The sequence below is a fragment of the Limnoraphis robusta BA-68 BA1 genome (assembly GCF_034932365.1).
GTDB lineage: Bacteria > Cyanobacteriota > Cyanobacteriia > Cyanobacteriales > Microcoleaceae > Capilliphycus > Capilliphycus robustus.
Window position 1 is genome coordinate 43,258 of record NZ_JAYGHR010000082.1, and the last position, 20,473, is coordinate 63,730.

The following is a 20,473-nucleotide window of genomic DNA, read 5'->3' on the forward strand; positions in this document are numbered from 1 at the left end:
TTGGCTAATTGTTCGATAACTATCGACTGACAAAGAACTTCAATAAGAGGCAATCGCGTTATGTAAGTTTTTGCTTCTTATACCCACCAGAATTGGGCAACAGTTCTTCATAATTACATGATGCAACGACTTCAAATCCAGATGACCAAGAGTATTCAAGGATTTTAGATACTAAGTTAATCTGATTTTCTTGAGTTTGTTCAGGAAAAGGATCGACTTCGATATAGTAAGGAAAGTATAAAAATCGATTGGTAGCTTCCTTACATAATTTTTGCTCAAATCTTTCATTGTCTCTTAGCTCAATTTCTACGCTTTCTAAAGCAATAACATTTCCGATTGACTTTGTGTTTAATAGGTTTTCCAATCCCTTTATAATGTCACTTTTCTTCAACTCAGTGTTTAGAAAAATCTGGCAATAGAGGCTTTCACAAGTATTCATTTTGGTTTGATCTCCAAATTTTTATGTCTTGATTTTTTGCAAGCTGTTTTGAATGTCAAACACTTAAGACAGCTTGCATTTTCAGAAACTAATGATAAAGATTGGAATGACTTTATTCAAGAGCAATCCAAGGTCCATCATCAAAATTACCACCTATTTTAATCACAGAAAGATCGACTTTCATGCCTAGTTCTTGTTCCAGTTCATTTCGTAACTGTCGAAGACCTGCTTTCCCAGCAGCAATTTTTCCTTTTGTGAAGGCATACTCCTTGCTTTTTTCGTTTGCAGAACCGGGATTAGGAGTCTTAAATCGCTCTTCAACAAATTGATTGTATTGCTCAGGTGACATCCGTACAGCAATATCAATATCTGAGTCTGGAGTCGCGGTACCAGCAGCACGACTTCCATGAATTCGGATATCATCACTTAGATAACTTGCTTTCTGCCGAAGTTTAGCCGATATGGAGCTATATTGTGCTTGTGTTAAGCCTTGTGGAACCTTCCTGACAGGCCCAGGAAGCATCAGAGGCGGGTCTTCTTCTTTCTTATCTTCTTTCGCAATTTGCTCAGAAGTATCATCAATTTTCTTGGCAATCTGTTTGCTGATATCATCCAAAGAATCTCCAGCATTGGTCGCGTCATCACTGAACTTTCTGATTAAATCACCGACACCAGCTAAAGCAGGTCTGACTCCAGGCATTAGATCGAGAATCCATCCAGCAGCTTCGTCCATTGTACTGTCGAACTTACCCCAGATTTCACCAATACCCTCAACAACATCAAGCAGGATTTCTTTCCACTTGGCTTCCTTGAATACTTTAGCAATTTGTTTGGTAACTTCTGGCCCTAACTGCTTGAGTAGAGCCCCGATCGGCCCCTTAAGTGCTATCTTGGCAACACCTTTGATAGCATCACCAACACCTGGGAACCAACCTGCTAAAGAGCCAAGTAACTCTATATAAGTTTCTGGGTCCCGTTTCCCATCAATGACAATTTTCCAAAGGGCCGCCAGCGTGTCTATGGCATCAATAACTGGCCCAACAGGAGTCATTCCCAGAACGACTTTAATAACTTCTATGCCAACCTGACCTCCTGGGGAATTGATCAGAGAGAGAATTGTATCTAAAAGCTTCTTGCCGTCATTTGCTAGTTTGTTAAGCCAATTGTCAACATCAACTTTAAGCTCAACAGCTTTTTGAACAATTCTCTCCTCTACAGCCCTCGTAGTTGCTGCAATTTGCTGGTCAATTCCATTAATCTTGTTGTAAAGATTACCTGTTTGATCTCCCAAAAGAGCAGACACGATATCAGCCACAGTTTTCTGAGCGCGAGGCTTGACATAATCAACTGTTCCCTTAAAGTAATTAGCGATCGCACCCACACCATTCTTAACCAAGTTTGCTAAGTTATCGGCTTGGGGAACAACTAGATTGTCGTAGAAATTCCAACCCCCAATACCAACATTGCGAAGACCGCCAAGGTTTTTAATCGCTTCAGTCTTTAACCAATCAATCCCATTATTGATATTTGCGACTTGAGCGTCTATTTTACCTTTTAATTCCCGTGCTAACCCTTCAATTGCACTATTGATTTCGCCTCCAGTTCTGTAGGCATTCTTCAGAGCTTCAACAAACCAAGAAACTGCATTCTTAATTTCATTACGAGCTGAGTTAACTTTGCCTTTGATCAAACTCAGCGCACCATTAAATGCTCCTTTTGCGGTATCCTTGGCAATACGAAGAGCATCTCCAATGCCCCATACGTTGTACACCCAAGACGGAATTTGATCGAAAATTCCATTGACTAAGTTATCAAAAACGTTAGTTTCACCCGGTGAATCCAGCCAGCGGAAGGCATCATTTCGGACTCCATCTAGGGCAGTATAAACCTTGTTCCGTTGCTCAGCATTCATCCGAGCAAGCAGATCGTTTAGCTCCTGCTGATACTGCCGTTTCTCAGCTTCTAAATCCCGAATTTGAGCATTAGCTTTTCCTCGTTCAGCACTCTCAAATTGATTCAGAGCAGTGTTATATATCTGTTTAATTCGCGGGTCAGCGAACGCCACACCCGGAGAAGTATTACCACCGCCGCTACCGCCACCATTGGAAGTACCACCAACTTTCCAACCCGGAGGAGGCCCAATTTCCATCTGAGACAGCTTGTGCTGGAACTTAACAACTAGCTCGTAGTCAGTCGTCACACCTTTGGGACTATTGACTCGCAGCATATAAGTACCGGGAATCAAATCAGCAATAATTTGCTCATCGGTAATTCCCTCCCGCATCGAATAGGCAATAGGTTCATTCCGCACATCGTACAGAACCAAATCTGCATCAGCCAAAAGCTTTCTCAGTTCAGCCGTAATCCGACCACCGCGAGACAGAGTAAACCGATAGTAATCATCCGGCACCAAATTTCCAACAGTTTCACCCGTCAAAGATGTCTCAAACGGATCGACAGGCCCAAACTCAGGCATAGGCTTGGCAAGATACCAATCCAATCCTCCCTTACCTTGTTGCCGCGCAATTTCCGCTTGCCGCCGCAGTTCCGCCAACCGCGCCTGCTCCCGTTCGTACTCTTCCCGTTCCCGACGGCGGCGTTCTTGTTCCGCTGCTAGTCTCCGAGCCTGTTCCTCTAGCGCCCGTTGATTGGCTTCTGCTTCTTGCCGACGGCGTTGCTCATCTTGCCGCAGTCGTTCTTGTTCAGCCTGATCGTTCCTGAGTCGGTCTTCTTGTTGCTGGCGATCCCGTGCTTCTTGTTCCTGCCGCTCCCGTAATTCTTGTTCGCGACGCTGCCGTTCTGCTTCTTGCTGTTGCTCGTAATTAGGGCGGTGAACTGGAAGTTTAATTACTTTTCCGGCTTGAATATAATCTGGATTGGGAATGCCATTGTGGTTAGCAATCCACCAGTAATTATTAGCAGAGCCACTGCCCATTCTCCATTCGGCAAGCTCGCTGAGAGTATCACCCCAAACAATTAGATAATCCTCCCAATCGTAATATTGACCGTTTGGTGCCCGTTCCGCGTGCGCCCAAATCTCCGGCGCTACTTTAGTTGGGTCAACCTCTTGCAAAATAGCAGGTTCAGAAGGCTCATTCCCATCGCCAAAAATCTCTGCCAATTGCCGGAAAGCCTCAATCTGCTCAGGCGTTAAATCTTCTGCATTAAACCGCCCTCCGCCAAACAACCCAAAATCAGGAGTTGCCGCATTCAAATTCACCTCGTAACCCAAATCAGCCAGAGATGCAATAGTGACAGCGCTAATCGGCCCATTCCCAGCCTTGCCGCTGAAGTTTAAATCAGCCGTCATCACCTCATCTTGGAACAGCGCCTCATTCCAATGGAAACCAGCCGAACCTTTACCCTCAGTTTCCAGAGAAATAGCATCAGTCAAACCGCCCAAATCTTTGAACGCATCAACCGCCTTGCCACCGTTATACTGAGCCAGCGGCGTACCCGCATAATCCACCAAACCCTTAGCTTCCCAAAGATTCCCAAAGCCCAAAGCGTGTAAAAACTCGTGCTGCACCACACTGAACAACTGCCCAGAACGTTCTAACTCGGCAATATCCGCTGCATCAAACTGCACTAAAGATTGAGCGGGCAACATAGTTCCGTAGCGCATGAAATCAATTTTAGTCCGCGCTTGGGTGCCGCTCGCACCGTCAATATTGGCAGTAGAAATCTTGATATTGATGTCATCAATCACCTTTCCATCCACCACCGCCGAGGGCAACCCTTTTCCAATCAAGGATGCAACGCTTTTAGCTACTGCTTCCATGATTTGTTGTTGGGAAGTTGTCAAGGGACTATCAAACTCCAAACCAATATTAAAGGGTTCCGTTGCGGTACTTTCAAACCCATACAGCATATAGGTAGCGGGACTCTCATTGCGTCGGTCAATTTTGAGAATGATTTCATCGGTTGCATTGGCAGGTAATTGCAACTGATGGCTACCTTTGCCAAGGACTTGGGTTGCCAAAACTTCTCCAGAAGGGGTGAGATAGCTGACGGATAACTCACCGGACAATACGGAAAATTCTGTTCCTTGTAAATAGCGACTATCTAGGCGATAGGTATCGGTGGGATCAATAGGACTGACTTGATCGATAATGTCCTGAGTCCCTGAAGGCAACAGTTGCACCGCCTCAGCCACACTGTTTCCGCCTGTGTCTACCGCCGTTTGAGGGACTCCGGGAGGAGTAGCAGCCGGATGGGTGGGATCTCCTGGTAGGGGTTTATTGGTGGGATTTTGAGAAATAAAGTTATCGGTGATGGTGCGTTGACCCGGTTTTACCGTGTAGAGTTGGGGTTCAGTGGCTTTAGCTAGGGTAATAGCCGCAGCGATATTGAGCAACCCTGCACCTGTCTTACTGTCCCAATTGGGTTGGGCGAGATCGGTGGCAGTACGTTTGATAATATCAATGACTTGGGTATAGTTGAGATCGGGATTGGCTGCCCAAACTTGAGAAATAGTACCCGTTACCTTAGCGGTGGCAACGGTTGTACTGGATATTGAGCCACTATTACCATCAGCTACAATATCTAAGGCGTCTCCACTTCCAGAATAACTCGCAGGGGCGTAGGCTTTTGGTACAGCGACAGCATTATTAACTCGTTCGGCTGCTCCAACGGTAATCAGGTTATCAAATTCTTTGGATAATTGACCCAAAGCTGACATCGTGCCGGGGTTATCTCCTGCGGAAACCACAACAATAATATTGTGTTTTTGAGCATAGGCGATCGCCGCTCGTTCTTGCGGAGTTAATTCATCACGAGTGGTTACACTTCCATCGGGATTAATTTGGGTTAAATCTAAACTTAAATTAACCACAGCATTCGGTTGTCCTGATGCTTTAGCCGCATCGACAAATTCCACTAAAGATTCAGCCCATTTTCCTGAACCAATAGCTCGTCCCGCCAAAATCAGAGCGTTATCATTAATCCCATCAATACCAATCCCGTTATTTTGTTGGGCGGCAATAATTCCTAATACATGAGTTCCATGTTCGTTACCTTCTCCGGCCGCTAAAGTGGGGTCAGCATCGCCATCAACTTTATCGCTTCCCCAGGTAATTCGAGTATAGTCAATATCAGGATTATCCCCGCTAAAACCCGTGTCAATTATTCCCACTAAGGGTTGCTTTTCTGTAGCAAATTCAAATTGTACAGGGGGTTCAACGGGTGTGGGAAGAACGGGTTTTGTAATTAATTGAGTTTCCAGTCGTTCAATTAACTGTAATGTGTTGGCACTGACAGCAAAGTTAGGATTGGTTTCGGCTTGGGTTATTAAGCGATTGGTTAATTGTTCTAATTGTTGAATTAAATTGCTATTTACCGGGGTTTGCGAAAGGGTCTGATTCTGTAAATTGTAGGTCAGTTTTTCTAATCGATTAACCAGATTAACCGTTGGAGATTCAACTGTGGGGGTTGGGGGAGCTTCCGATAAAATATTTTCAACGTCTTCAAATTCAGTTGTATCAACGGGTAAAACTGAACTTTCCGAACTATTATCGACATCAATTAATTCCGTTTCTTCGGTTTCCTCAATACCTGAATTATCTAAATTTTTCTCAATTTCAACATTTTCTAACTGTTCAATTGCTTGAACAAAAGAAGTTTCTGAAATCTCTTGAAGTTCAGTTTCTTCTAATTCCTGTTCGGATTCTTCGGCGAGGGTAATTTCTAAATTGTTTTCAACTTCCTCTACAACAGAGGTTTCAGAATTGTCTACAATTTCAACAACTTCGGATTCTTCAGCTTCCCCTACAACAGTTGAATTTTCTGAATTCTCCTTGATAACTGTTGGTTCAGTTTGGGAGGTAGAACTTTCTGAATCTTCCTCAGCTTCGATAACTACCGATTCTTCAGCTTCCTCTACAATAGGAGTAGATAAGTTCTCCTCAACAACAGAGGTTTCAGAATTGTCTACAATTTCAACAACTTCTAATTCTTCAGTTTCCCCTACAACAGAAGTTTCAGAATTCTCTGCAATTTCAACAACTTCCGACTCATCCGTTTCCTCAACAGTTAGATTTTTTGAACTATCCTCGATAACTATTAGTTCGGTTTTGGAAGTAGAACTTTCAGAATTCTCCTCGGTTTCGATAACAAATGATTCTTCAGTTTCCTCTACAATAGAAGTCTCTAAATTGTTTTCTATTTCGGTAACTTCTGATTCTTCAGTTTGTTGAACGATAGGAGTATTTCCACTATCTTCGATTTCAACAAGTTCAGATTTTTCTGTTTCCTCTACAACAGCAGTAGATAAGTTTTCCTCAACTTCGGTTTCTTCTAACTCCGATAATGATTCCTCAACAACAGGAGTTTCTAAGTTATTTTCAATTTCAACAACTTCAGATTCTTCAGTTTCCTCAATAATAGACGATTGTAAACTCTCATCTACTTCAATTTGTTCGGACTCCGGTTCGGTTGATTCTCCGATAGAAGTCTCTAGATTATCTTCAATTTCAATAACTTCTGTTGTTGAGGAATCAGAAGTTTCTGAGTTCTCTTCAATTTCAATAATTTCGGATTCTTCAATCTCGGATTCTGTAGATTCTACTAATTCTGTAGATTCATTTTGAGATTCTTCATCCTCAGAAAATTCGACGGTTTCATCAATAACTTCGGTATCTGCAACTTCAGAATTAGATACCTCCTCATCGCTTTCAGTTTCGGTTTCAGATTCTTCCTGATCCAGTAAATCTTCAAACTCAGTTAAGAGATCTGATAGATTATTTTCAATTTCAACAATCGGTTCTTCCGGTGTAATATAAGGTTGAGCATATTCAATTAATGCTTGACCCATATCGGAAGAACGCCAATCTTTATTCGGATTGATAACTTCATCTAAATGAACGGCTTCTCCGCTTGCTCCTCGCACCTGAAAGATGATATCATTGTAATCGTGATCACTTTTATTATCTACTCGCAAATCTTCAAATACAAAGGTATTTCCATCTCCTGTAACATCCGCAATTTGTCCGAGTTGAAAACCATCTTCAGGATTGGCGGTTGACAATGAAAATAAAGGTCGAATGGTTCCTTCTACACTGGGATTATCGAAGACTTGCTGTACTTTTCCATTGGGAACCAACATCACCGCAAATTTATCCCCCGGACGCATATTAAAGGTTTTTACCCCTAAATATTCTCCCCGGTTAAAATCGGTTTCTTCCAATCCTCCGCTAAATTTTGCGCCTTCGTTTCCATCGGAAATCACAACATGACCGAGTTCAGAATCACTCAACGCACGGTTTGCTGCTTCTTTGATAAACTCTTCTAAAGTTAGGTCTAATTCCTCCATTCCTTCCAAACTGAAGATGGCGAGTTCACCCCGACCAAATCCTCCACCATCAAACAAATAATCAATTCCGATTTCCCCGGTTTCTCCGACGGTAAAGATACCGGAGTCAAAGTTAAAGTCAATGGGAGAATTAACAATTTCTTCGATAATTTCGGCGTTGCTATCGGTTTCGTTTTCGCTTTCGTTTTCGTTTACTGTATCGGTGTTGTTAGAGTCTTCAGTTTCAGAATCAGTCGATGATTCGGTTTCTTCTATTGATTCGTCTACCGAGGTTTCAGCAGTGGTTTCGGTATCTTCTGTCTCAGATTCTTCGTGTAAAGTTAACTCGTCGGAAATTTCTTCTGTTGGAGATTCTTCTAAGGTTGAATCTTCAGACATTTCTTCTGAGGAGGACGCGGTTGCAACGGATTCTTCTGAAGTTGAAGAATTTGAAGAACTTTCTGAGGAGGATACCGTTTGAGTAATATTTTCGGTTGAACTCTCTTCAACTTCTGATGAAGATTCTGAGTCTACTTCTAAATCTTGATTGATTTCGGAATCGCTGTCGAAACTTGACTCTGTTATTTCAGCGTCGGAATTTTCGGTAAGTTCCGATGAAGATTCGGCTTCGGATGTAATTTCTTCATTAGATTCTGCTAAATCTTTCTCGGAAGTCTCAGAATTGTCTTCAACGTCTAATTCTTCTAGGTCGGTAATAAAAGGAATTTCAACTTCATCAACTTCGTCAAGGTTGGAAACTTCGACGGGGGTTAAATCTTCTTCCGATGCGGTTTCAACCTCCGAGTCAAGTTCGCTTTCTATTTCATCCAGTAATTCACTCTCAATAATAATGGGGTCTGGACTGTCATCTCCTCCATCGACTAAACCACTTGGAGTCAGTATCGATTCTAGGATAAAGGTTTCTTGAGATGGAGGTTTTTTGGATTGAGACTGGAAACCGGAAGCAGGTTGACGTTTGCTAGAAGAAAAACCGATTAAATTTTTAAGTAAACCCATAAAAAGTTAGCACAGCTTTTAGCTGAGTTGTAGTAGAACCCTGTTGCTGACCACCCCTAAAACGTTAGAAGACCTAGAGGAAATAACTAAGTCTTCTAACATAATTATTGGTAAATCTTTCTGAAGTTTTAGTTATTCCTTGCTTCTATTAAATCAGGTATTTTCCGAAAAGAGTACCGTATATTTACGGATTTTATGAAATTTTAAAAATCACCGTAAATTTACTGAATACAGAGAGCATCGCCGTCTCCGTAAATTTACTGATGAGTCAACTTACAAGTTGATTCTCAACACAATTTATCTGTCGGTTTCAAAAGTAAATTGAAAGGTCAAATTAACAGAAAATCTTGGGGGTTGTGAAGATTGATGAAACTAGACAGCAAAGTTCAAGTCAAATCACTTTTTATTGAGCGATCGCTATCACGTTAGCTATTTCTTGTCAGTTCTAGCAACAGCCAAGATGGTTAAGACTCTGGGTTAGGTTCCGTCATGCTTAAAAACGAAACGCCCTTATAATCTATGTTGGGTTGCTGTTTAGGTAGCGTTTGATTTTTTCGATAAACTAATCACTCTGTTCCGTTGTTTCTTCAGCTTCGCTCACCACCGCTATTTCTACATGATCCTGTTCTTCCAGTTCCGGGGAAGAATAGAGAATCAATCTTTTCCCGTAGCGATCGCATGACTAATGAATCATTATTAAAATCATAGATAATCTGCTTCAATAATTTTCAAGCTGTTTCTGCATCACCCTCTATTTATTGCAGCATTGCCATAATTATTTTTTTCAAAAGTTTAATGTGTGGAACTCTAGGTTTTATTCTATTCTGACTAATCTCCAATGTGTAGCGGTTCTGGTACCGTTACCTATAAAACTCTAAAAAATGGGAAACGCGATCGCTGTCCTCTGTGTTTTAAATTAATGGACAGCAGAACAGGTCAAATTAACCCATGAACCTCCCCCATCAGCAAGCCTACTTCTGTATGTTCAACAAACTATTAAACAGGAAAGTCTGTCATCGCCCGATTGTAAGTTTCTTGAATCTCCTGAAGACTCGGCGGTGAGTCAAATATCAAAGACTGCTGAATATAAAGCCCAAAAAAGTATTAAATAAAAGCCTTGAATCTTTTTTCAATTTGACTTGGAAGATTCAGGATAACTTTTAGGGTCGGGTAGTCTCCTAAATCTACCGATAATTAACCAGTCACCGCACCGAGAGCAATACTGATTAATGGGTTCGCGCAGCGGGTTCATCGGTTACGGACTCGCATCGAGCGCGAATCTGACTATGGATCGCTGAGTTCTTCTGTGTTTGCGTCGGATTCGGTTGCGATCACTTCTAGTTCGAGTTGAGGCTGAGGTTCTGTTGTGTTTTCTTCGAGTTCCGGTTGAGATTGGGGTTCTATTGCGATCGCTCTGGGTTCCGATTGGGGTTGGGGTGAGGTTGCGATCGCTTTGGAGGATTCCGATTGAGGTTCCGTTGCGATCGCTTCCGGTTTAGATTGAGGCTGAGGTTCTATTGCGATCGCAACGGAATCCGGTTGAGGTTGGGGTTCTGCTGTGTTTCCTTCGAGTTCCGATTGAGGTTGGGGTGCGGTTGCGATCGCTTTGGTTTCCAGTTGAGGCTGAGGTTCTATTGCGATTGCGCGGAGCGCAGTGGCGGAGCCAATCGCTCTGGGTGAGGATTCTTCGAGCGCCAATTCCTTAATTTTGAGTGCGGTATCACGATTAACTGGGGAGAGAACTAAAAGCCAAGTGTCGCGCTCGTTTATGGAGTTAGTGCTGTTTGGCCACTGCCGCATTATTCTCGTTTTATCTTAGCGAAAGCCTGCTCGGATTGCAATGCGTTAATCTTCCGGTTTGCGAGGCAATCTCCGCATCATATTGTTGAATTCGGTGAGTAAAGAGTGTCATTGGTTATCCTCTCCAATTCATTTGTTTAATGTGTCGGGTTTGGGAAGTGTTGCGACCCCCGAATTAATTTTCTTGGAACTTAACCTATTCTCACCCTAAATTGATTACTTCGTCAATATAGAGAATTGTCGATAGAAGTTTTATAACGAATAAGATAGAAACCGTGCAGTTTGTATGATTTAAGTAGGTCGGCGGGAAATATTATCACTATGTAACGAAACGTTATATTAACAATATTATCGGGGTTGGAAAAATAAGCCCCCCGTCCGTCTTCTATATTAAATTCTTGAAAACTATGAAATAAGTTTCCTCCCCGAACTGTAATTGTTAGTAGTCCGAACTTGTCAGAATTCAATCTCATTAACAGTTTTTTGCCGTTGCTCAACTGATTCAGCGTCAAACTGTGAGGCAAAGTTATTGAGTTGTTTGGCGATGATCGCTAGGTCGGAGTTCAACATACTCGGGGCAAGTTTCGCAGTGCGGGCTGTTTTTTCCTCCAAATATCGGTCTACCTTTGGTGTTGGAATAGATGAACGATTCGGCATCCCTACAACTGCGTTCGATGTCCGGTTTTTGCCCTATTGGTGTTTGGATTAAATAGGGTTTGCCCAAAGATGTTTTTCGATGCTGGAGTCTACAACAAAAAATCCAGCAGAAAACGGGATAAAATATTGGTTTCATCCGTTCACGGCCGATGAATTGGCGGTGCTTGCGGATGACTCGCGAACCGAGTCAAGATGAAACTAGACTCTGCTTAAAAACTCGTGAAAGTAAAGTAATTACAGCTTTAGGAGTCAAACCTAAAGGTTTCGTACAATGGAATTTTAAATCTTATTATATATAGGTCGCGATCGCTCCGAAAAGCGGAGAAAGTTTCTTCCTGGAGTTCTCACATTTAGATGGAGATTGTTTTCAAATATTTTTAGACCACTTATCTCAATCCTATCCGAGCTATCAGAACATTATACAACTAGATAATGGTCTTTTTCACGCAGGCAGTAAGCTGAAAATACCTGATAATATTTTACTTATTTTTCAACCGCCTTACAGCCATGAGTTGAATCCAATTGAACGAGTATGGCATTATTTTAAACAGCATCTCAGATGGGAAATTTATCAAGATCTAGAACAACTTAAAGATAAAGTTCGTTCTGTAATTGAAGGCTTCTCTCCAGAAATTATAGCATCTTTAACTGGATGGGATTACATTTTAGAAGCCCTGGCTACTGTTGCATAACTTTTTAGAAATGGTATCAGAACACTTTATGAAAACTACGCAGGGTGTATTGAATCAAGACCCCGACTTCCCGATTTTCTCAACCCCGAAGCATGATTTTTTGCTGAGGAACTGGAAGTAAATTCAGTTAATATTATGGTCTCACAACTTTAAAAAGTCTCGAAGATTGAGGAGTATTGAGTTGGCGATCGCATTGAATAAATCTGTAGCAGTTCTTCTTAAAATTCTTAGAATCTGGAAGATGTTGCTATTTGAGCTAGCAATTGAATTTCCAAGCTAAAATCTGCCTCTACCCCTCTAACGATGCAAAACTGTAAATTGAACAGTTGTCCATTGATCACTTGCAAAAACTTCACGTTTTATATCACCACTACTCTTTTGCTCGGGGCTTTGGTCTTCAGTTGTAGGATATTCTTCTAAGGGATTGATAGGAATATCCTGTGTTGCTTGTTTGTCTTGATCGAGAGGCGGTAATTCATACAATCGAAAGTTAATATCACCAACGTAAGCAATCACTTTAAAGATATTCTTTGAATTTTCACTCTTTTCAATATAGGGTAAGCGAATTGTTCCTTTTTGTTGGGCATCAAGAGTTATAATCTCCAGTCCCATTGTGTCCTTTAATACCGGACGAATTGCCCAGTTAGGTTGTAAATTAAACACGGCAATATTTAAAGCCGTTTTACTGTGATTTTGAATTTCTAGCCAATAGGTTTCATCTTGATTGATTGTTACTTCAGCAGGATTTTCGGCCGGGTTTAAATTTTGATTCGGGTTGAGTTCTGTTGTCAGCCGAACTGCAATTTTATCCGCCAAACGAGACATTGGATTATTATTGTCTAGTGTTTGAACGATTTGATATTTAGTTATATGAATCAGACGTTGAATAAGACGAGATGCTGACTGAGGTTCATTTACTCTTAACACGGGTTGCAGAATGATGGGAGTTTGAGTTTTATCGCAAATTTCATAAACTACCTCATTCATTTTTACTTGATATTGTATGGCTTTTTCTTCATCTAAAATGATGACTCGTACAAAATAATCTGCTTGCTCAAATTCATCAGTAAACTCGATCCAAGTTTTTCTAAAAGTTAAATCTTTGATTTTTTGTAAAGCGATCTGTTGATTAACTTCGGTTGTTATAGTATCATCTTCAAGTAGGTAAACTTTGCGAACTAAATTGGGCGAAGCTAAAGTTAACATCCCCCAGTCACCTACTTCAACAGGTTTTTCTGAAAAAATAGTTTGAATTTGTCCCCAAGATTCACCTGCCCCTACTTCAATCAGTCGTACTAAAGCTAACTGTTCCTCTTCAGAAAAGGTTGTTGTACCAAAGGGATAAAGAATAAATTCTGCTCCTTTTATAAAACCTTGAACTTCACCAATATTCAATTGAATTCGTTTTTTATCCGAATCAACTTTACTCACAGTTGCAGTGTATTTAGTTGGAATGTATTTCCATCCAAAGATTAAGCGATCGCCTTCACCTTTTAACATCGGGATTTGCTTCTCAAATTGATTGCTAACTTTCGCTTTGACGCAATCATGCAACATTTGGTATTTCATCGATTTCAAGGGGGTTTTCGCCAACGTTTGCAGTAGGTAGTATGTGAAAGCACCCATCCGTTGTCCATCAAAAACTCCTTCATAAGCCTGTTCAATTGGACGGCAAGCGGTCAATAATACACAACCTTCTTTCGGTAATATTTCTGTTCCAAAGATCCCATCATGGATTATACCACCTGAATTAACGCAGTCTAAAACCCCTGTTACCATTAACTTTTTATCGACCATTTCCCGCAATAAAGAAGCGAGTTCTAAGTCTCGTAAATAGCGTCCGTTTGCGCTAACAACATCAGTCGGAACGATACCTGAATCAATTCCAGATTCTCCCTTGATTTCCGGGTAAATGGTTTTAGCACGGTCCCCATGTCCGGAAACATGAATATAAATGCGATCGCCTGGTTCTGCAATGTCTCTAATTTGTTTGAAGGCTGCGACAATATTTTCATAAGTGGGTAATTGTTCGGGCGGTTCAATGGGTTGATCGGGATTTTCGGAAATAGAAGCCGTAAGTTTAAAAATTTGCTTCGGAGGTGTGGATAATTGCCGAAGAAAAGATTCAGCTTGGTTAATATCCCGCACACACCCTCTCAAATTTTTGTAAGATCCCCCATCAGGTAAACGGTGCGGGAAATAAAAGTCAATTCCGATAAGTAAGGCGTATTCTACAAGACCTGCTTCTGACTTCCGTTCGAGATCTTCTGCAAAACGAGCATATTCTCCACCCAAACGCTTTAACACTTTTGCCGTTACTTCTGCAAAAGGTTGAATCTGTTCTTGTTCGTCTTGGTTATCAGCTTGTTGAGGATTTTTTAGCAAAGCAGCAAATTCTTGCAACGTTTTTCCTAGTCGTGCGGCGACATATTTAGAAACGGCATCCAGAACTGTAAGAGAATCTGATTGAGGAGTAGAATTCAGCAACAATTCTCGTACTCCGTCCATAAAATCATATTGAACTGCATCAGGATTAGTGTTGGGTTTAATCTCAGATACAGGCTTCAGTAACCCTCCCAAAAACACCTCGGCAATATGAACTTGTTTAGATTCAGGTAGCATAGTATCTTGAATGATGCGAACCACAGGTAAACAAATTGTTGGCGCAGCAGACAGTAAACCCGCAAGCCGACGAGCCATCGGAGACGCATTCAAGCGGAACCCTTGAACTCGTTCTTCTGCCGATAAGGAGGTTGAGTTATCTTCGGGCGCTATTTCTTCGGTGCAGTATGGATTTTTATCAAAAACAAAACCGGGAGTCCAAACATTACCCTGACCCGATACCATTTGACTCCAAGTGGCTGCTATCTCCGGTTCGAGGGTGAGGACGGGAACTTTAATTCCTTGCTCGAAATCTTCATCATCCCAGAGTGAAGATACCTGCATTTGCAAAGCAGTATTCGCAACTCCAGGCGTTAGTCCAGAAAACCGTGCCGAGGTTGCAAAACCCAAAGCCGTTCTTGTCCATAACCACTCGGGCAACATCTGTACCACCGCCATCGGCCCGTTTTCTGCCCAGACTTGCAAAGCGGGTAAAATATCGCCATTCCTCCACATGGCTGAAACGCAATCACTAACCACCAAAACTAACCGACGCTTTGCCGGATCGATTAATTCCCTCGGACTGTGTAGGCGGGGGTAATTTGTTGTTACTCCGATTCCGGCTCGTAGATAAATGGTTTTCTGTTGCTCGTCATTGACCAATGCCCAGGTTCTCACATCTCGAAATGCACCGTAATGTTCTAGCAGTCGCTTCAGTTCAGTAACGGTGTGTCGCCATATTACCATCGAAATGCTTTCATCAACGACGAGGGCAATTTCTAGCCAGGGTTCTTGCAGAGGTTGGAGAACGGGAATACAGAGTCCTTCGGCAGCAGTCCGTTCAGCAGTTGCAGTTTCATTGATCTGCGTTGCTTTAGGGGAGGGAACCCGACTCATCAAAGGACGCAAGGCTCGGGCTAGAGATAAAGGTTCTCGCAGTGAGGGCGCATCCGGTACCGCTAAGGACAGCGTTCCTGTGGTTGTAGAGCGTTGACGGTTGGATTGAGTCTTTGGGTAAATTCCGGCTTTGGGGTAGTCTTCAAAAATGGGGTCAATGACGGGTTTTTCTGGAACGGGTCCAGGAGAATCAACTGGGGTGATGGTGCGTGGAGAATTAACGGACGGTAAAGGGTTGATAGGGGACGCTGGTGCAACAATTGGCTTTCTAGAGGAAGGTTGAACAGAAGATAAGGGTTCACCCGAGCGCTGTTGGAGGAAAAGCCACAAAATCTCTGCGATTTCTTCTCCTGTCAAATCAAATTCTGCACCCAAAGCTGCAATTAATCGCTCCATTATCTGTTGTCCTCCGCACTGGTTAACCGTTTGAACAGCAGTTTCTTAATTTCTTCTTGGTCGGCTTCGTTGGGACGAAATTGGCGTGTGATCAGATAAACAGCATTCAACAATTGATCGGTTGCCAATTGATTAGTTACGTCAGGGTTAATAAAATCTTCAATGAAACTGTTAATTTGGGATTGAGCTTGCTGCCATTGTTGCTCGTCTAAATCTGCTTTGAGATGGGCTTCAACAATTGTTTTGAGCGTTGCTTCATCGGGGTCAGGCATTTTCACCCGCAAACATCGTCTTAAGAATGCAGGCGGGAAATCTCGCTCTCCGTTACTGGTCATTACAATCAATGGAAATGCAGAGCAACAAACCCGACCTTCTCGAATTGTAGCCTTTATTCCCTTATCTTTTGTTCCAATTTGGACTTGAGATTTTCTTTCTGAAATACGAACCAATTCGGGAATCTCAAATTCTCCTTCTTCAAACAGATTGAGTAAATCGTTGGGTAAGTTGATGTCACTTTTATCGATTTCATCAATTAACAGAACCCGAGGATATTGACTCGGTAAAAAAGCGGTTCCCACCGCATTAAGCTGAATATATTGACCAATATTAGCCAGAGGATCTTGAGTAGAATTCTCCTGTGTATTCAATTGGGCATCTTGCAAACGGGCGATCGCATCATAGCGATACAAACCATCATCTAAGGTTGAACGGGCAGTAATTGGCCATGCCAACACAGGGCCTAATTGTAGTTCTTCGGCGATCGCATAGGCGAGAGAAGTTTTTCCCGATCCGGGTTTACCTGTTATTAATAACGGGCGTCGTAGATAAAGGGCAGCATTAACAGCATTCACGACTTCTTCTTGATTCTTTTGGATACGAAAAGATTGACCTCGGCTTCGATCTCGTTCCGCTTTTTTGGCTAGTTCTTGTATGTTCTGCCAGCGTTTTTTGATCTCATCAATCTCATGATTCCCTAAATTGCTAAATTTGCGCCACCTGGGAGGGAGAGGAAGCCGTTGTATTTCGTCATGGGATCTATTTGATCCGCGAAAAATTTTCCAGTCTGTCATTACCTTTTATGATCTCCTTAGTTGATGATTACTGCGAATTACTATTGTCCTGTTGGTCTTAACTGATCATTTCCAAGAGAACGAGGCATCCGCTCAGGATTATCGCATAAAAAGCACAAATAAGACCCTAAATGTTCTTTCGGATATTCGTTTGAATAAGCATCTTCCCATTGTTGTATTTTAATCTGTTGAAAAAGATTGTTCAAATTCATCATTAAATTATAACTTAACAGTTTATTGAATTCCTCTTCCCACTTCTGCCTCTGCTCCGGCAAAGATTCGCATCCTGCCCAAATAGCAAAAGGAATTCCCGATCTTAAAATGACTTTAAACAGTTCTTTATGAGCATTTTTTGATCGAGACAAACTCATTACTTTTAGTCCTAACTTTTTTTCTTGTTCTAACTTTAGTTTCATTTTTTTGCCATCATTATTTGTGTAAATATTAATACAATCTAAATGTTCAAATTTTTGTACAATTTCCTTTTCAGTCCGTTGAACTGTAAAAAAATCTTTCCAATCTTTCCATTTTTTCTTAAGTTCATTCTTCAGTTGAGGATCATAAAACCGATCATAAGAACGAACAACCATAATATATTTACTACTCAGCACAACTTGATCGCCAAATGTATCATCTTTGATTTTCCAACGATAAACCTGTTCACCCAAGTATTCCCAAGGCAAAAATAACTCGATAACTAAATCGTATAAATTATCATCACTATTAAGATGGGAACAACTTAGACGAATAAATTTATCCAATTTCTGGGGAGCTTCATTCAATGTACATTCCACACCTTTTTGTTCTTTATTATCATCTAAATCTAAAGGAATCAGGTCTTTTGGGCTGGTTTCATCTGGAAGCAGCCAAGCGTTCATCAAAAATTGATTATTCTTAGATGGGTGGTTTTCCAAAGTAACCATCAAATAAGATTGAGTGACTTGATTTGATAAATTAGATGGTTTTGACTCTGATAAGGAAGGTAATTTTATCTTCAAATTCTCGGCTTCGGTTTGAAGCCAACTTTCTAATTCTTGACGAATTGATAGTTCAATGCGATCATCTAGAGATAACTGTCTGACAAACTCTATAATTCGAGGAAGATTCTGATCTTGATGGGGAGGAGTATCCAGCAAAATATTCATAAGCTTACTTTGCTCTCCTTCTTGATAACCATGAATTTCCAGATGGTGATCAATAGCTTCTCGTAGAACATTTGTCGCCGTTGATCTTAATATTTTTATCTTGACTTTTTTAAGCAGTTCAATCAATTGATCTTCGGAAGTTCCAGACAAAAGTTTGGGAGTGGAGGAAATAGATAAAGCATTGGTTATACTACTGTTGGAATTGACATATAAACAAGCAATATATTTAGAAGGGGTTGGATGAATTTCAGAAGGATTGGCTTGATTGGCCCTTCCCCTTCCCATATCTATATATTCATCAATCAATCCAAACTGACTTGAATGCTTGCCTCGAATTGCATTAATACCATGTTTATAAGCATATTCTATAGGGCTACCTTCACCTAAGCTTGTATAGAAACTGCGGCTAAATGTGATAGCAACATCATCTGGGATAAACCCGCACATTCCCACAGCATAATTGACATATTGACTGAGGGCTTTTGCTTGAATATAAGAATGACAAGCATTGAGCAAGACACACTCCAAAGTTTGATTTTGCTCAACCAAAATTTTGACTAAGTTAACTAAAACTTCTGTTTGAAGTAAAAACGGATCTTCCCGTTCATCGAGTAAACATAATCCCTGTTCTCCGCTTCCATGTCCACAAAAGTGAAGGATGTGGGGATTTTCACGCAGTAAGTATTTTTGTAAATCCTCATAAGTGGTTGCCAGTCGCTCTTTAAAGTCAAAATTATCAGGCTTTTTGGCACTCCCTAAAACTTCCCTAATCGTTTTTATTTCTGAATTCAACTTCAAATTTTGAGTGCTTTGAGGATTTGCCTCAAAAAGTAAAATCCTTTTCTTCATTTCCTATTTAATGCCAAATCGAAGTTTACTCATTATCTTAATCCCGTTTACATTTGATAGTCAACTAGCTTGAACCGATTTAAAGATTATACTCCTCAGTCATTTCACTGTCAATGTTTTTTCATATTTAACCCGGAAAAATTTACTGATTGATAAGCTTTTAAAAAGCAAATAAATTCAACAATTATAACAAAAAAAATATCTAAAATTAGTCTCTTTGTTGAAAGAATATAAATGATTTTTACACCGCAGTTTCGGCTGAACCTCCTCCAAAAAATAATTCACCTTATTCTGACTTAACTGACTGTCAACATTCAACCAACCGTTATCCCAAACAACATCCAGAACTTTTAGATAAGTTTGCCAAACATTCTTTTGTTTAAAGGTTTCATAGTGTTCTTCTGTCGCCTTATCAATGAATTCTAAATCTTCATCAGAATAGCGAGGAGTTGGATTACCTTTTCTACTGAACGTCATCCCGGCGTTTTCCAACCTGCAACTAAACCGCCTGCATAGCAACTCGCTTCTAACAAAGTCGCATCATAACCTTGTTTTGCAAGGTGATACGTTGCGCCTAAACCCGCCCAACCCGCACCGACAATGACACGGCAGTTGCTCTACGCAGGCGTGACCCCAAGACCGCACTGCCTCAACTTTTGGAGATTGTATTTCAGACATATTTGGTTAAATTTTAGAGGTCAGATTTGATGATGTTAAACAAGCGTTTGAGGATGAATAAACTGATATCCTGCTTCTTGAATCTTTTGACTAGAAACCCGCACATTATAAGGTCGATTATTTGGAAGAGAGACATCCCAAGTGACGTTCTGAAGGTCGTATTTTTCACACATTAAATCGATTAATTCTCGTCGAGTGAGACTAGAATTATCAACTAAATTGTAAATCCCTTCTAACTGATGTTGACGGCTAAACTCTATCGCCCCGACAATATCATCTAAATGTACCCAAGCCGTGGGATAACGACCATTTCCCGGTTGAGTTGTCCCGAATATTCGACTAAATATTTTGACAATTTCTCGACCTGGCCCATATATTCCCCCCAGTCGCAAAATACAAACTTTCAGATTTTCGGAGGCTAAATCTAATAATAGTTGTTCGGTTTTATAGATAATCTGTTGATTTTTATCAGCCGGAAAAACGGGTGAACTTTCATCAACTGTTACTCCATTTTGATCGCCGTATAACCCAAAACTTCCCGTATAAATTAAATGCCTAACTTCAGGAACTTGAGGTAAAACTGTTGCTAACGTTTGGGCGGTTTTCTGATAAGCGAGTTGATAGGCTTGCGGATCTCTGCCTTTTGATGCTACACTTAATAAAACAGTATTTTGACCCTGCAAAACTGACTTTAACGCCTCTGGATCATTCCCATTAACAACCACCACTCGGTTAGCGATCTTTTCTAAACTTTCCACCCGTTGCGGAGTCGTGGTTGTCGCCGTAACCGTTAACTCAAGGGTTTGACTCCAATAACGAGAAACTGCACTCCCGACATAGCCACAGCCAATAATTGCAATATTCATGGATAATGATTGTTTGATAAAAACCTTTATTTATGATAGCAAGCTTAAGTCTTTTTTTCAGAATCTACTTTTTGAAGT

11 protein-coding genes are annotated in these 20,473 nt (G+C 41.1%); 1 reads left to right on the forward strand and 10 read right to left on the reverse strand.

Going from position 1 to position 20,473, the window contains the following annotated elements:
* Positions 1-58: 58 nt before the first annotated feature.
* The 4 genes from VB836_RS24210 to VB836_RS24225 all read right to left on the reverse strand — a co-directional run bounded on the left by VB836_RS24210 (position 59) and on the right by VB836_RS24225 (position 11,201).
* Positions 59-439 (reverse strand): hypothetical protein, encoded by a 381-nt coding sequence (locus VB836_RS24210; RefSeq protein WP_323223304.1) that lies wholly within the window; start codon positions 437-439, stop codon positions 59-61.
* Positions 440-551: 112 nt separating this feature from the next.
* Positions 552-8,744 carry a S8 family serine peptidase gene (locus tag VB836_RS24215; protein ID WP_323223306.1) on the reverse strand — a complete coding sequence of 2,731 codons (8,193 nt, stop codon included), beginning with the start codon at positions 8,742-8,744 and terminating at the stop codon, positions 552-554.
* Between the two features lie 1,284 nt (positions 8,745-10,028).
* Positions 10,029-10,544 (reverse strand): hypothetical protein, encoded by a 516-nt coding sequence (locus VB836_RS24220; RefSeq protein ID WP_046277385.1) that lies wholly within the window; start codon positions 10,542-10,544, stop codon positions 10,029-10,031.
* A 456-nt stretch (positions 10,545-11,000) separates the two neighbouring features.
* The gene (locus tag VB836_RS24225; RefSeq protein ID WP_323223309.1) at positions 11,001-11,201 is read right to left on the reverse strand and encodes a hypothetical protein; all 201 of its coding nucleotides are present in this window, start codon (positions 11,199-11,201) and stop codon (positions 11,001-11,003) included.
* Positions 11,202-11,506: 305 nt separating this feature from the next.
* Between VB836_RS24225 and VB836_RS24230 the strand changes: the two genes are divergently transcribed.
* The gene (locus tag VB836_RS24230; protein ID WP_323223336.1) at positions 11,507-11,893 is read left to right on the forward strand and encodes a transposase; all 387 of its coding nucleotides are present in this window, start codon (positions 11,507-11,509) and stop codon (positions 11,891-11,893) included.
* 297 nt (positions 11,894-12,190) lie between these two features.
* Here the strand turns inward: VB836_RS24230 and VB836_RS24235 are convergent, their stop codons facing one another.
* The 6 genes from VB836_RS24235 to VB836_RS24260 form a co-directional block, all read right to left on the reverse strand.
* Positions 12,191-15,787 carry an SAV_2336 N-terminal domain-related protein gene (locus tag VB836_RS24235; RefSeq protein ID WP_323223311.1) on the reverse strand — a complete coding sequence of 1,199 codons (3,597 nt, stop codon included), beginning with the start codon at positions 15,785-15,787 and terminating at the stop codon, positions 12,191-12,193.
* On the reverse strand, positions 15,787-16,857 hold the full coding sequence (locus VB836_RS24240) for an AAA family ATPase (RefSeq protein ID WP_323223313.1): 1,071 nt from the start codon (positions 16,855-16,857) through the stop codon (positions 15,787-15,789). The genes VB836_RS24235 and VB836_RS24240 overlap by 1 nt, the downstream gene beginning before the upstream one ends.
* Before the next feature lie 41 nt (positions 16,858-16,898).
* The gene (locus tag VB836_RS24245; protein ID WP_323223315.1) at positions 16,899-18,851 is read right to left on the reverse strand and encodes a VMAP-C domain-containing protein; all 1,953 of its coding nucleotides are present in this window, start codon (positions 18,849-18,851) and stop codon (positions 16,899-16,901) included.
* 177 nt (positions 18,852-19,028) lie between these two features.
* Complete coding sequence (locus tag VB836_RS24250; RefSeq protein ID WP_323223317.1) at positions 19,029-19,328, reverse strand: hypothetical protein; 300 nt, start codon at positions 19,326-19,328, stop codon at positions 19,029-19,031.
* The gene (locus VB836_RS24255; protein ID WP_323223337.1) at positions 19,325-19,453 is read right to left on the reverse strand and encodes an NAD(P)-binding protein; all 129 of its coding nucleotides are present in this window, start codon (positions 19,451-19,453) and stop codon (positions 19,325-19,327) included. The genes VB836_RS24250 and VB836_RS24255 overlap by 4 nt, the downstream gene beginning before the upstream one ends.
* Positions 19,454-19,564: 111 nt before the next feature.
* Positions 19,565-20,395 carry an NAD-dependent epimerase/dehydratase family protein gene (locus tag VB836_RS24260; protein ID WP_323223319.1) on the reverse strand — a complete coding sequence of 277 codons (831 nt, stop codon included), beginning with the start codon at positions 20,393-20,395 and terminating at the stop codon, positions 19,565-19,567.
* Positions 20,396-20,473 lie beyond the last annotated feature (78 nt).